This window comes from Pseudomonas sp. 22085, from assembly GCF_052045815.1.
GTDB lineage: Bacteria > Pseudomonadota > Gammaproteobacteria > Pseudomonadales > Pseudomonadaceae > Aquipseudomonas > Aquipseudomonas glycinae.
The window spans coordinates 29,545-41,503 of record NZ_JBQEQA010000029.1 but is presented as its reverse complement, the minus strand read 5'-3'; the positions used below and the strand labels follow the sequence as shown (position 1 = coordinate 41,503).

General features: G+C 60.1%; 13 protein-coding genes. 2 read left to right on the top strand and 11 right to left on the bottom strand.

Annotated features, from left to right (window positions below; all coding sequences use genetic code 11):
• Window positions 1-70: 70 nt before the first annotated feature.
• The 4 genes from ACTJK7_RS26880 to ACTJK7_RS26865 form a co-directional block, all read right to left on the bottom strand.
• Window positions 71-1,696 carry a hypothetical protein gene (locus ACTJK7_RS26880; protein WP_108560447.1) on the bottom strand — a complete coding sequence of 542 codons (1,626 nt, stop codon included), beginning with the start codon at window positions 1,694-1,696 and terminating at the stop codon, window positions 71-73.
• A gap of 169 nt (window positions 1,697-1,865) precedes the next feature.
• On the bottom strand, window positions 1,866-2,495 hold the full coding sequence (locus ACTJK7_RS26875) for a LysE family translocator (RefSeq protein WP_064378713.1): 630 nt from the start codon (window positions 2,493-2,495) through the stop codon (window positions 1,866-1,868).
• A gap of 87 nt (window positions 2,496-2,582) precedes the next feature.
• Window positions 2,583-3,932, bottom strand: coding sequence for an NCS2 family permease (locus ACTJK7_RS26870; protein ID WP_011333198.1), 1,350 nt, complete (start codon window positions 3,930-3,932; stop codon window positions 2,583-2,585).
• A 315-nt stretch (window positions 3,933-4,247) separates the two neighbouring features.
• The gene (locus ACTJK7_RS26865; protein WP_108560450.1) at window positions 4,248-4,694 is read right to left on the bottom strand and encodes a MarR family winged helix-turn-helix transcriptional regulator; all 447 of its coding nucleotides are present in this window, start codon (window positions 4,692-4,694) and stop codon (window positions 4,248-4,250) included.
• An 82-nt stretch (window positions 4,695-4,776) separates the two neighbouring features.
• Here ACTJK7_RS26865 and ACTJK7_RS26860 point away from each other — a divergent pair, with 82 nt between their 5' ends.
• Complete coding sequence (locus tag ACTJK7_RS26860; protein WP_064378715.1) at window positions 4,777-5,943, top strand: aminotransferase-like domain-containing protein; 1,167 nt, start codon at window positions 4,777-4,779, stop codon at window positions 5,941-5,943.
• A 31-nt stretch (window positions 5,944-5,974) separates the two neighbouring features.
• Here ACTJK7_RS26860 and ACTJK7_RS26855 read toward each other — a convergent pair whose 3' ends face one another.
• From ACTJK7_RS26855 to ACTJK7_RS26835, 5 genes are all read right to left on the bottom strand, one after another.
• The gene (locus ACTJK7_RS26855; protein WP_007960011.1) at window positions 5,975-6,346 is read right to left on the bottom strand and encodes a glutathione S-transferase N-terminal domain-containing protein; all 372 of its coding nucleotides are present in this window, start codon (window positions 6,344-6,346) and stop codon (window positions 5,975-5,977) included.
• 102 nt (window positions 6,347-6,448) lie between these two features.
• Window positions 6,449-6,994 (bottom strand): GTP cyclohydrolase I FolE, encoded by a 546-nt coding sequence (gene folE / locus ACTJK7_RS26850; RefSeq protein WP_011333202.1) that lies wholly within the window; start codon window positions 6,992-6,994, stop codon window positions 6,449-6,451.
• A 77-nt stretch (window positions 6,995-7,071) separates the two neighbouring features.
• On the bottom strand, window positions 7,072-7,629 hold the full coding sequence (locus ACTJK7_RS26845) for a Smr/MutS family protein (RefSeq protein WP_064378716.1): 558 nt from the start codon (window positions 7,627-7,629) through the stop codon (window positions 7,072-7,074).
• Window positions 7,630-7,703: 74 nt separating this feature from the next.
• A complete protein-coding gene (locus tag ACTJK7_RS26840) occupies window positions 7,704-8,024 on the bottom strand; it encodes a hypothetical protein (protein ID WP_007960009.1) in 321 nt (106 codons plus the stop codon).
• Between the two features lie 131 nt (window positions 8,025-8,155).
• Window positions 8,156-8,746, bottom strand: a complete 591-nt coding sequence (locus tag ACTJK7_RS26835) for a cysteine hydrolase family protein (protein WP_011333204.1) — start codon at window positions 8,744-8,746, stop codon at window positions 8,156-8,158.
• A gap of 239 nt (window positions 8,747-8,985) precedes the next feature.
• On the opposite strand from ACTJK7_RS26835, the gene prmB reads away from it, so the two are divergent.
• Complete coding sequence (prmB, locus tag ACTJK7_RS26830) at window positions 8,986-9,894, top strand: 50S ribosomal protein L3 N(5)-glutamine methyltransferase (RefSeq protein ID WP_007960007.1); 909 nt, start codon at window positions 8,986-8,988, stop codon at window positions 9,892-9,894.
• Window positions 9,895-10,032: 138 nt separating this feature from the next.
• On the opposite strand, the gene ACTJK7_RS26825 is transcribed toward prmB, so the two are convergent.
• Complete coding sequence (locus tag ACTJK7_RS26825; protein ID WP_108560453.1) at window positions 10,033-10,824, bottom strand: hypothetical protein; 792 nt, start codon at window positions 10,822-10,824, stop codon at window positions 10,033-10,035.
• 96 nt (window positions 10,825-10,920) lie between these two features.
• Window positions 10,921-11,874 carry an alpha/beta hydrolase gene (locus ACTJK7_RS26820; RefSeq protein ID WP_108560456.1) on the bottom strand — a complete coding sequence of 318 codons (954 nt, stop codon included), beginning with the start codon at window positions 11,872-11,874 and terminating at the stop codon, window positions 10,921-10,923.
• Window positions 11,875-11,959 lie beyond the last annotated feature (85 nt).

The following is an 11,959-nucleotide window of genomic DNA, read 5'->3' as shown; positions in this document are numbered from 1 at the left end:
CGCATATAGCTTCTTTGGTCTTTCGCCCGCTCACACTGCGGGCTTTTTTTATCCTCGGGTCTGTGAGGCATCAAAGCCTTGCGTAATCATCCCTGATGATGAAAAACGTATCCGGATAAGGGGCGAGCGTCTGCACGCCCCCTCTGAGCCAGACGACCTTGTTCGCCGGGTGAGCCGCTTCCACGGCTTGCGCGGCGTCCGGACCGACCTGATCGATCAGCCTGATATTCGCGGCATTCGGATCCTGATTCGCAGGCTGCTGAATCTGGCGTCCCCTGACGCGATGCAGGCTGAGGAAAAAGACGAAGTCATGCCCTGTCCGTGTGAACACAACGGCCGCAAAGCTTTGTGCAGGGCTCGGTTCGAAAACGCTGTAGCCGTTGCGCGTCAGAAGCCCCGCCGCAAAGCGTTTTATATCGACCGCCGACTGGCTCGGCATGAAGTATCTCCATTGCTCTGGAAACCGGGCCGGATCGAAGTCCATGCGACGCAGACCGGCTTTCACGTTGGCAACGGGCAGCTCGACCTTCTGGTTGCCTTCCTTTATGGATCGCGGCAGTGAATCAAGCATCAACAACGGATCGACCAACTCCGGACGCGGGTTGACGGTGCCGGTTTTCCAGTCATTGAACGCTTGACGCAACAGCGTCAGACCGCTGCCCGTTGCCAGCTCGGAGCCATTGGCGAGTGTGAATTGCCGTTTGGCGACATTGTGCAGGGTGACGTCCGACAACTCGGGGAAATAGGTGGCGACGGTTTCTTTCATCGGCCGCTGAAATGGCAGGCTCGGATCGACTTCCCAATGCAGGGCAGGCGGAACACGAATGGCGCCGCGAGGTTGCTGCAGGAAGTCGGTGCGCAGTGTCCGATCCAGCGTGGCGTAGTCGTACATCAGGTGATACGGATGCTTGATGTAAACAATTGGATCGTTGTGTGCGGGGCCGCGGGGCAGGGTCCGGTATCGGGATCCGTTGATATTGATGTCGTCAGGTGAGCCCGGTTGGCCGATGACGCCCCAGGTCTTCCAGGGATCGATCAGCGCATCCAGCTCTGCGTCGGCAATCGCGCGGTTCGCGCTGGAGGGGTCAGTAGGTTGCTGTTCATCACCCGCAATACGAGGACGTTTGGGCGGTGTAGCGTGCGCTTCGTCAGCGGGTGCGGGAACGCGGGTGATAAAAAGTTGCGAAGCGTCGATGGTCGATGAACCGTTTGAGGCCACCGTGCGCCATTGCAGGGTGCCTGCCACCTGCTCGAGTCGGGGGCCGGAAGCCCAGAGTTCGTTCGACATTCGGGCTCTGATATTGCTTTGTAAATCCGCGCCGAGCAAAACCGTTCCGCCGTCGATCAGGTCGACGTAGGTATACGGCCCGGCCTTGCGAAATCCTGTCAGCGAGTCGGGCTGGGGTAATCTGTCCACCAGGCGCGGTGGAAGAAAGTAACCGGCAATCGGGCGATCGTTTGTGACGCGAGCGATAGGGGTGCCGAGGGGCAGATCGGCGATCTGAAAGTGCGCAGGCGAGGAGGCGGACGGCAGATTGCCGGCTCCGGTGAGCGGATCGGTCGTCTGATCGAGGTGCGGCTGTTCGATGTGAGCCGCTTGCCTGACGGTGATTTCAGGCGACGTATCGCGGGCTATCGGGATGCCTTGATCTGAAGTGGGCGGGGTTCTGGGGCGGGTCGGTTTCTTCGGGCTCATGGATTGTTGTGCTCACGGGGTCCAGATGACGGGAGCGTTCAATGATCCTCAGGCCTGCACGTTGCCGTGCGGTACATATGTCTATCCGGTGACGCAGTTGATGCCGGACGTTTCCAGGTGAACAACTACCGCCACTTCACCCGGAAATGGCGGTCAGTCTGATCGCGGATCAGTGGCTGCTCAGCAGTGAAGCTGCACCAGCCCCCCCGAAGAGTCCTGCGCTGATGCGGTTGAACCAGCTCTGCCCCTTGCCGCTGCGCAGATAACGCGCCGCGCCATGGGCTCCGAGGCCGTAGGTCAACTTGCACAACAGGTCGAGTAGCGTCCAGGTGGCGATCATCACCAGCAGCTGCGGCAGGAATGGTTGCTCGGCGCTGAGGAACTGCGGCAGAAACGCGGCGAAAAACAAAATGTCTTTCGGATTGCTCGCGCCCAGCACGAAGGCCCGGCTGAACAATGCGCGGAACTTCGGAACCGGTGCAGCCTGAGGCACTTCGGCACCCACCGACGGCTGGCGCGATTGCTGCCAGCTCTGCCAGGCAAGGTAGAACAGGTAGATCGCACCGATGATTTTCAGGGCACTGAACAGTTTCTCGGACGCCAGCAACAGGGCGCCCAACCCCAGCGCCGAGGCGCTGAGCAGGCAGATCGAGGCGAACACGCCGCCAAGAAACGCCGGGTACGAACGACGCAGACCGTAGTTCAGACTGTTGCTGATCATCAGCAACGACAGCGGCCCCGGAATCAGGATCACCACCAGCGCAGCGCCACTGAACAGCAGCCAGGTTTCCAGACTCATCACTTGCTCCTTTTTATCGTTATCAAGAATGTGCAAAAGCCCCACCCGATGGGGTGAGGCTGTTTTGAAGCGTGAACCGCGCAGCGCTTACAGGAAGATGAACTTGGCGATAAAGATCGCGCAGAGCACCCACAGACTGACGGAGATCTCTTTGTATTTACCGGTACCGGCCTTCAGCGCGACATAAGTAATGAAGCCCAGCGCGATACCGTCGGCGACCGAGAAGGTCAGCGGCATCATGATCGCGGTGACAATCGCCGGAATGCTGTCGGTCGCTTCGTCCCATTCGATGTGTGCCATGCCGCCCATCATCAGCATCGCTACGTAAATCAGCGCGCCAGCGGTGGCATAGGCGGGAATCATGCCGGCCAGCGGTGCAAAGAACATCGCGGCTATAAATAGCACACCCACGGTGACTGCGGTAAGACCAGTCCGACCACCAGCGGCTACGCCGGCGGCACTTTCCACGTAGCTGGTGACGGGCGGAACGCCGACGACCGCGCCGAATACGCTGGAGGCGCTGTCGGCTTTCATGGCGCGGGACAGATTTTCGATACGGCCGTCAGGGTTCACCAGATTGGCGCGCTGTGCGACGCCCATCAAGGTGCCGGCGGTGTCGAACATGTGTACGAACAGGAAAGCCAGTACCACGCTGATCATGCTGACGTTGAACACGCCGGCGACATTCATGGCCATGAAGGTCGGCGCCAGGCTCGGCGGGGTGGACATTATCCCTTCATAGTGCACGATGCCCAGGCCCCAGCCTGCCAGGGTCACGGTGATGATGCTGATGAGGATTGCGCCGAACACTTTGTGATAACTGAGGATCGCGATCATCAGGAAGCAGATGGCTGCAAGCAGCGGGCCGGGTTCACGCAGCGAGCCGAGCTTGATCAGGGTGGCCGGGCTATCGACGACGATACCAGCGGTTTTCAGGCCGATCAGCCCGAGGAACAGGCCCACGCCGGCGCCCATCGCATAGCGCAGGCTGACCGGAATGCTGTTGAGCAGCCATTCGCGAATCCGCGAAAAGGTCAGGATCATGAACAGCACGCCCGAGACGAACACTGCGCCGAGGGCAGTTTCCCAGTTGTAGCCCATGGTGCCGACGACGGTGTAGGTGAAGAACGCGTTGAGCCCCATGCCCGGCGCCAGGCCCACCGGCCAGTTGGCGTAGAGGCCCATCAGCAGGCAGCCCAGCGCGGCGGCGATACAGGTGGCGACGAAGGCTGCACCGTGATCGATCCCGGCATCGGCCATGATGTTCGGGTTGACGAAAATGATGTAGGCCATGGTGATGAAGGTTGTCAGACCGGCAATCAGCTCGGTCTTCACCGTGGTGCCATGCAAGCTGAGTTTGAAGATGCGCTCAAGCAGGCCCGTGCGTAAGGGCGGCGAGAGTTCCAGCGTCGATGCTTCGGATTTGCGGCTTTCCACAGCGAGTACTCCTCAAGAGTTTTATTGTTATTTCCAGGACCGGACCCATGAGGGGGTGGCAGCGGTCCTTTGAGGCATACGCGAATTTGTTGACCATGCGGTCAGGAACTCGCACGCTGTGGATTATGCTTTTGTGTACAAATAAAGCAAATATTGTTTTTGGTTTTGTGGACGAAAGTTTTGTCGATAGCGATATATCGCCCGCAAGGTCCTCATCGCTGGCAAGCCAGCTTCCACAGAAACCGCAGATGTTCACTTTTCCAGTAACCTCCAAACCCTGTGGGAGCTGGCTTGCCAGCGATGAGGTCAGAATGGTCAGTCGAGAGCTGTGTGGTTTTTTCCCAACGCCAGATTCACCGCCAGCCAGCCGTTGACCGCCGTTTCGCCGGCTTCGGCAAAGACGCGTTCAAGCAATTTCACCTGTTCCCGACGCAGCGCCTGTTCAAATTTTGCGCCTTCAACGGTCAGCTCCAGCAGGCGTTTACGCTTGTCGGTCTCGGACGCCACGCTGTCCACCAAGTGCATTTCCTGCAATTGCCGCAACGGCATGTTCAGCGCCTGCTTGCTGACGCCGAGCAGCGCGAGCAATTCCTTGACGCTCAGATTCGGGTAGCGGGCAATGAAAAAAACGATGCGTTGATGCACGCGGGACAGGCCACGACGCTCGAGCATTTCGTCGGCCTTGGCGGTGAACGCCTGATAACCGAAGAAGAAGGCTTCCATGGCCTGTTGTTGGCTGGCGCAGTTTTTAAGGTCAAGCATGTTGACGTTTCCGGTTGAGGTGTCGTAATTTCAGTCAACAAGTTTGACTCATTTTTCCCATGCCTCGCTAGCGGTGACTTCCATGGCTTTTTCCGAACGTGTCTCGCGCCTCAAAAGTTCTCTGATCCGTGAAATCCTTGCCGCCGCCCAGCGCCCGGAAGTGATGTCGTTTGCTGGCGGTTTGCCGGCTGAAGCCATGCTGCCGAAGGTTGAATGGGCCGACATGCCACTGTCTCTCGGCCAGTACGGCATGAGCGAAGGCGAGCCGGCATTGCGCGAAGCGCTGGCAGCAGAGGCGAGGGCGCTGGGTTTGCCGTGTGAGGCGAGCCAGGTGCTGGTGGTCAGTGGTTCCCAGCAAACCCTGGATCTGGCGGCCAAGCTGTACATCGACAAGGGCACCGAAATCCTGCTTGAAGCGCCGACTTATCTGGCGGCCCTGCAGATCTTCCAGCTGTTCGGCGCCGATTGCCTGACCGTGCCGCTGGAGGCTGACGGTCCGAATCTCGCGCAATTGCGTCAGCGTCTCGAACAGCACCGCCCGGCGTTCATCTATCTGATCCCGACCTTCCAGAATCCATCCGCCGTGCGCTACAGCGAGGCCAAGCGCGAGGCCGTTGCTGCAATGCTCGACGAATTCGGCGTGACCCTGATCGAAGACGAGCCTTATCGCGAACTGACCTTCGACGGCGGGAGCGCCCGACCGATTGCCGGACGCCTGAAGAAATCCAGCTGGATCTACACCGGCACCGTGTCGAAAACCCTGTTGCCGGGACTGCGCGTCGGCTACCTGATTGCCAGCCCGGACCTTTTCCCGCATCTGCTCAAGCTCAAGCAGTCGGCGGATCTGCACACCAACCGCATCGGCCAGTGGCAGGCATTGCAGTGGATTGGCAGTGAGAAATATCAACAGCACTTGAGCGAATTGCGCGGCTTCTACCGTCAGCGCCGCGACGCCTTTCAAGCGGCGCTGGAAACCCATTTCGCCGATCTGGCGGACTGGAACACGCCGCAGGGCGGGCTGTTTTTCTGGCTGACCCTGAAGCAACCGCTGGACACCCGCACCTTGCTGAACACCGCGCTGGCCAACGATGTGGCGTTCATGCCGGGCGAACCATTCTTCCCCGAGCCGGATCGCAATCCCGGTCATCTTCGCCTGAACTTCAGCCACATCGATCCGGCACGACTCGATGAAGGGCTCAAGCGTCTGGCGGCGGTGGTGCGCCAGGCCCAGGCCGCGCAGGCTGCATGAAAAAACCGGCCATCAGGCCGGTTTTTTTGATTCAGACTGCGGCGAACCGCTTGTTCAGATACTCGATGATGGTGTTGGACTCATACATCCAGGTGGTCTGGCCGTTCTCTTCGATGCGCAGGCACGGCACCTTGATCTTGCCGCCCTGTTCCAGCAGGGTCTGACGATCCTGCTCGTTGTTTTTCGCATCCTTCAGGGCCACCGGAACGTTCAGGCGACGCAGGCTGCGGCGGGTCTTCACGCAGAACGGGCAGGCGTGGAACTGATACAGGGTCAGGTCCTTGGCGGCGGCATCAACCTGGGCCTGGGCAGCGGCGGGGCGCTGTTTCTTGCCCGGGCGGGTCAGAAAGTCAACGAAGATGATCAGTTGGCCGAGGCCGACACGAAGCGCTTTGACGAACACGTTACAAGCCTCACAGGGACATTGAAGAAGGCGCGCAGCTTACCCGATTTTTCACGGACGAAAAAAAACCGGCGATCAACGCCGGTTTTTTTCTGTCACGCATTACTTGATCAGGCTGAGAAACTCGCTGCGGGTCGCCGCGTTTTCACGGAACTCACCGAGCATCACCGAAGTGATCATCGACGAGTTCTGCTTCTCCACACCGCGCATCATCATGCACATGTGCTTGGCCTCGATCACCACGGCCACGCCCAGCGCGCCGGTGACCTGCTGGACCGCATCGGCGATCTGGCGGCTGAGGTTTTCCTGGATCTGCAGGCGGCGGGCGTACATGTCGACGATCCGCGCGACCTTCGACAGGCCCAGCACTTTGCCGCTCGGGATGTACGCGACGTGGGCCTTGCCGATGAACGGCAGCAGGTGGTGTTCGCACAACGAGTAGAGCTCGATGTCCTTGACCAGCACCATTTCGCTGTTGTCGGAGCTGAACAGGGCACCGTTGGTGACCTCTTCGAGCGTCTGTTGATAACCGCGGCAGAGGTACTGCATGGCTTTGGCGGCACGCTTCGGCGTGTCGAGCAGGCCCTCGCGGGAGACGTCCTCGCCCAGTTGGCCGAGAATCGCGGTGTAATTCTGTTCCAGGGACATGAAACTACCTGTGGGGATTTTCGCAAAGGGCAAGGTTACGGTGGCGGACACGACCCTGCAAGTTCGGTGTGACGGGTTTATTCGTCGCGGCCTTCCATCATGGTGCGTTTCAGCATCACGTAAACCGCGCCGGCGCCGCCATGTTTCGCCTGGCACGAGCAGAAACCGAGCACTTGCGCATGCTGGCGCAGCCAGGTGTTGACGTGGCTTTTGATCATCGGCCGCTTGCCGTCCAGACGCACGGCCTTGCCGTGGGTGACGCGTACGCAGCGGATTTCGAATCTGGTGGCTTCGGCGAGAAACGCCCAAAGAATTTCGCGGGCTTTTTCTACGCTCATGCCGTGCAGGTCGAGGCTGCCTTCGAACGGGATCTGCCCGATCTTGAGCTTGCGCATCTGGCTTTCCTGCACCCCGTCGCGGGCCCACATCAACTCGTCTTCGGGACCGACGTCGATCACGAACTGATCGGACAGGCCATCAACGGTGGTGGTGTCGGTGCGCACGGTGGCGGACTGGCGCAGCTTGGCGATCCGGTCACGGTCAGTCTTGGGTTTGCCGGTGTCGGCGCGGTCGTGCTTGATCGGCTTGACGCCTTGAATCGCACTTTTGAACAGGGAAAAATCGTCGTCTTGCATGTCAGCCTCCGCGAAGGGCGGCCAGTTTACCCAAACGGACACAAAACGGCCCGGCAAAAAGCCAGGCCCTCAATTCAATCGTGTTTTTTCATCAGGTGCGGGGACATGTTCAATTCTCGCGATTGCCGTGCGCGACGCCGGCAACGACGCCACAGGGCCACGCCGAAATACAGGAACAGCAGGCCGACCGCGAGAATGATCGCCGAGCCGAGCGGTGTTGCGTTCAGATCGCCGAGCGCCGGTGGGCGCCCCAGCAGGCTGGCGGCCCCGGCCATCGCCAGCAGCACGCCGAACGTCGCCAGAATGGCAGCGATCGCCGCGCCGAATCGAAATCGCCAGTTGCTTTGGCCTTTGGGCCGCAAGCGGCGTGCGTCAAATCCATCGGATAACTTCATTCCGACCTTCCTCAATGGGTATCGGCCCTTCGACCGGGAGTTGACCGGGTTGTTCCTGAGGCTAGGGTAATTGAAGCAAATGCGAGGTTTTTGCAGATGAGCGGCGGGCTGAGCCGCTCAGTCACGATCGATCAGATCAGATCCTGGGTCAGGGCGAGGGTGGCGAAGTTGTCGGCCATGATTGCCATTTCCGCTTCCTGCACCTGTTCGGCGCTGAGCACGCGGCCCTTGAACGGCAGATCGCGGGTGGCGCAGGCGTCTTCGACGAGGGTGCAGCGGAAGCCCAGGTTTTTCGCCGCGCGCACAGTCGTGCTGACGCTGGAGTGACTCATGAAGCCGCAGACGATCAGGTCCAGCGAGCCGATGGTTTGCAGACGATCATAGAGTTCGGTGCCGTGAAAGGCGCTCGGCAGCAACTTGCCGATGATGGTTTCATCGCCCTGGGGTTCCAGACCGGGGATGAACTCGCCGCGTTCGCCCTGCGGGTCGAACAGACCGCCGACGGTGCCGAGGTGACGCACGTGCACGATCGGCCGACCGGCTGCGCGGGCGGCGGCAACCAGTTGTTTGATGTTCGCGACAGCCGCGTCCATGCCGCTCAGGGCCAGCGGGCCGCTGAGGTACTCTTTCTGGGCATCGATGATGACCACGGTGGCATGGCTCAACGTGGCCGCTGCGTAACCGCGACCGCTGAGTTGAAACATCGTTTTTGGAACGGACATTCTGGGGCTCCTTCGGGTGGGGCTTTTGCGACATTGTCCTCTGGCTGAGCGGTTCTGTGAATCGCTACCATCGTAGGCACCGTCGTTGCTGGCCTGCAGCCTTGTCAAGTTACACGATCTGTTCAATAGCTGAGGGGAAAATCGGAAGAGTCCTACCGTCGCACAGGAATCTTTCCTGCGTCGTCGCGGCGCGTTTTGGCTGCTAGAATCGCCAGTCGTTTTTTCTGGAGTTCTGCCCCGTGATCACTTCCCGACTTCGTACCCTGCGCGACCACATCCGTTGGGCCGTCAGCCGCTTCCATGGGGAGGATCTGTTTTTCGGCCATGGCACCGACAATGCCTGGGACGAAGCCCGGCAGCTAGTGCTCGGTGCCTTGCACCTGCCATGGGAAATCGCCGACAGCTATCTGGATTGTGCACTGGAAGACGACGAGCTGGTCAACCTTCAGCGCCTGCTCAAGCGCCGCATCGAAGAACGTATTCCAACCGCTTACCTGCTGGGCGAAGCCTGGTTCTGCGGCATGTCGTTCATCGTCGATGAGCGTGTGCTGATCCCGCGTTCGCCGATTGGCGAGTTGATCGAAAACCGTTTTGCTCCATGGATCGGTGACGAACCGGCGCGGATTCTCGACCTGTGCACCGGCTCCGGCTGCATCGGCATCGCGTGTGCCTACGAGTTCCAGAACGCCGAAGTGGTGCTGGCGGATCTGTCGTTCGAAGCGCTGGAAGTGGCAAACCAGAACATCGAGCGTCATGGCGTCGATGAGCGGGTGTTCACGGTGCAGGGCGATGGTTTCGATGGTCTGCCGGGTCAACGTTTCGACCTGATCGTGTCGAACCCGCCCTACGTCGATGCGGAAGATTTCGCCGACATGCCGGACGAATACCAGCACGAGCCGGAACTGGGCCTGGCCTGTGGCGACGATGGTTTGAACCTGGTACGCCGTATGCTCGCCGAAGCGGCGGATCATCTGACCGAGAAGGGTTTGCTGATTGTCGAGGTGGGCAACAGCCAGGTCCACGTCGAAGCGCTGTACCCGGAGGTCGACTTCGCGTGGCTGGAGTTCGAGCGCGGCGGGCACGGTGTGTTCATGCTGACCGCCGAACAGTGCCGCGCCCATCAGGCACTGTTCGCTTCCCGCGTCTGACCCTCAAAAGCATCGTCGGAACGCCGTCCGGGGCAAGCCCGCTCCCACAGTTTCCGTGTGTACCGCAACACCCGGATACGACACAAAACCTGTGGGAGCGTGGCTTGCCCGCGATGGGGGCGCCTCGGTCTGAAATCTTTACCGGTGCGTAGCAATCCAGATCAGCAACCCGGCCTGAAACACCGCAAACGCCACCAGACAGGTAATGGTGAAACGCAGCCCGGCGTCTTCGCGCTTGAACTTGCTGACCTTGTCTTCCTGCTTCTTCAGCTTCACTTCCTGCTCGGCCAGATTCTGCTCGGCCTGCTGCAACATCTGCGCAGCTTCAAGAATTTCGACGATCTGCAGCTTTTCGCTGTTCCAGTCACCCAGCAGGTCGCCGACCTTCACTTCCTTGACGCTACCCTTCAAATGCTGGGCGTCGGCGTAAACCACATCAAAGCCATGCACCCGCAGAAAGTGATCGCGGCGCAGGCGAGTGTCTTCGTTCAGCGCGTCCTTGTTGTTCAAGTCCATGCCGTCGACGGTGTAGGTGGGCCAGCGCTTTTTTGCCCAGTTGATGCCTTGGGCAGCCATGAAACGGCCGATGCCACGGTTCAGCGGTTCGATCTGCAAACCGCTGTCCGGGCCGAAATGCACACGCTTGGTGGTGTGGTCGACCCATATATCCAGTTGATTCTGTTCTTTACGCACGCGCTGAGCAGGCAACTTGATCGCCATGCGCATCAGGCTGTGTTCTTTGCCGTTGCGTTCCGCGTAACCGAATTCAACGAAGCGCAGTGGCCGCCCGCCGGTGTTGCGGTCGGTCTGCAACGGCGCCAGGCGGAGCATCTTGTGGTGCTCGACGTGGACATCCGCCCAGGGCAGCTCGACCGCTGGCGGTGCGTCTTTTTCAGCGGTGGTGTCGGGTGAAGTCTGGGTATCGGTCATAACGGCGAGATCCTGTCCAAGCTGCTTGCCGCCAGCCAGTACGCTGGCGACAAAGGCTTATCGGCCGTTTTCCAAAGTCCTAGAGGGTAAAAGAGCTTAACGGGTGCGAAGTCCGTCAATAAATTCAAGAACGCGTGTTCCCAGTTCCGCCGCCAGCGGCAAATTCGGGTCCTTGTAGGAGGCCAGTTGCCGCTTCACGTCGTTGGGCACGATGCGCAACACGTGGTTCATACCCTCGATCAGCGCCAGCTCTGCGTCCGGTTTGGCAGCCTTGAGCAATTTCGCATCATCGACCTGGACCTGGATGTCGTTGCTGCCTTGCACGATCAACGCTGGCATTTTCAGTTGAGCGAAGGCCGCTGCCGGATCCTGACGGAACAGCGAAATCAGGTACGGCTGCACACTCGGACGGAAAATCACCTGCAACGGGGCTGGCACATTGTCGTCGGTGCGTCCGGCCTTGAGGCTGTCGAGCAGTTCGTTGCTGCGCAGCATCAACGGGGGAGGGAGGCTGCGGGCCAGTTGCCGGCGCAGCACCTGATCGATCGGTCGGGCCGTGCCGGAAAGCGAGATGACCGCCGCCGCGTCGACTTTTGGCGCCGCAAGGCTGGCAATCAGCGCGCCTTCACTGTGGCCGAGCAGGATCAACGGGCCGAAGCGCGGATCGGCTTTCAGCTTCTGACCCCAGGCCACCGCGTCCGCCACGTAGGCTTCCACCGACAGGTTTCGCTCGTCCGGAGTTGCCGCCAGGCTGGCCGCCACCCCGCGCTTGTCGAAACGCACACTGGCGACGTTGTGTTTGGCCAGCACCCAGGCCAGGCGCTTGAGGCTGTCATTGCGTCCGCCGTCGGGGTTGTTTCCATCACGATCGGTAGGACCCGAGCCGGAAAGGATCAGGACAACCGGCACGGGGTTGTCGGATTTGGGCAGCAACAGCGAGCCGAAAAGTTCGCCGGTGTCGGTAGTCAACGTGACCGGTCGTTGCAGGACAGTCGCCTGGACGAAGCCGGTAAACAGGGAAAGGCTCAAGATCAAAACTCGCAGCATCATCACGCCATCATTTGCCAAGATGCCGGTTGGACTCACCCGCACCGCTAAGGTTCGAGGATGAACTACTCGGTTAGCCTGCGTATAC

Coding starts and splice junctions, on each gene's coding strand:
- ACTJK7_RS26840 (WP_007960009.1), bottom strand. CDS start 8,024: ATGAAGTTATCCGATGGATTTGACGCACGCCGCTTGCGGCCCAAAGGC.
- ACTJK7_RS26860 (WP_064378715.1), top strand. CDS start 4,777: ATGGCTTTTTCCGAACGTGTCTCGCGCCTCAAAAGTTCTCTGATCCGT.
- folE (WP_011333202.1), bottom strand. CDS start 6,994: ATGTCCCTGGAACAGAATTACACCGCGATTCTCGGCCAACTGGGCGAG.
- ACTJK7_RS26820 (WP_108560456.1), bottom strand. CDS start 11,874: ATGATGCTGCGAGTTTTGATCTTGAGCCTTTCCCTGTTTACCGGCTTC.
- ACTJK7_RS26865 (WP_108560450.1), bottom strand. CDS start 4,694: ATGCTTGACCTTAAAAACTGCGCCAGCCAACAACAGGCCATGGAAGCC.
- ACTJK7_RS26875 (WP_064378713.1), bottom strand. CDS start 2,495: ATGAGTCTGGAAACCTGGCTGCTGTTCAGTGGCGCTGCGCTGGTGGTG.
- ACTJK7_RS26835 (WP_011333204.1), bottom strand. CDS start 8,746: ATGTCCGTTCCAAAAACGATGTTTCAACTCAGCGGTCGCGGTTACGCA.
- ACTJK7_RS26825 (WP_108560453.1), bottom strand. CDS start 10,824: ATGACCGATACCCAGACTTCACCCGACACCACCGCTGAAAAAGACGCA.
- ACTJK7_RS26845 (WP_064378716.1), bottom strand. CDS start 7,629: ATGCAAGACGACGATTTTTCCCTGTTCAAAAGTGCGATTCAAGGCGTC.
- ACTJK7_RS26880 (WP_108560447.1), bottom strand. CDS start 1,696: ATGAGCCCGAAGAAACCGACCCGCCCCAGAACCCCGCCCACTTCAGAT.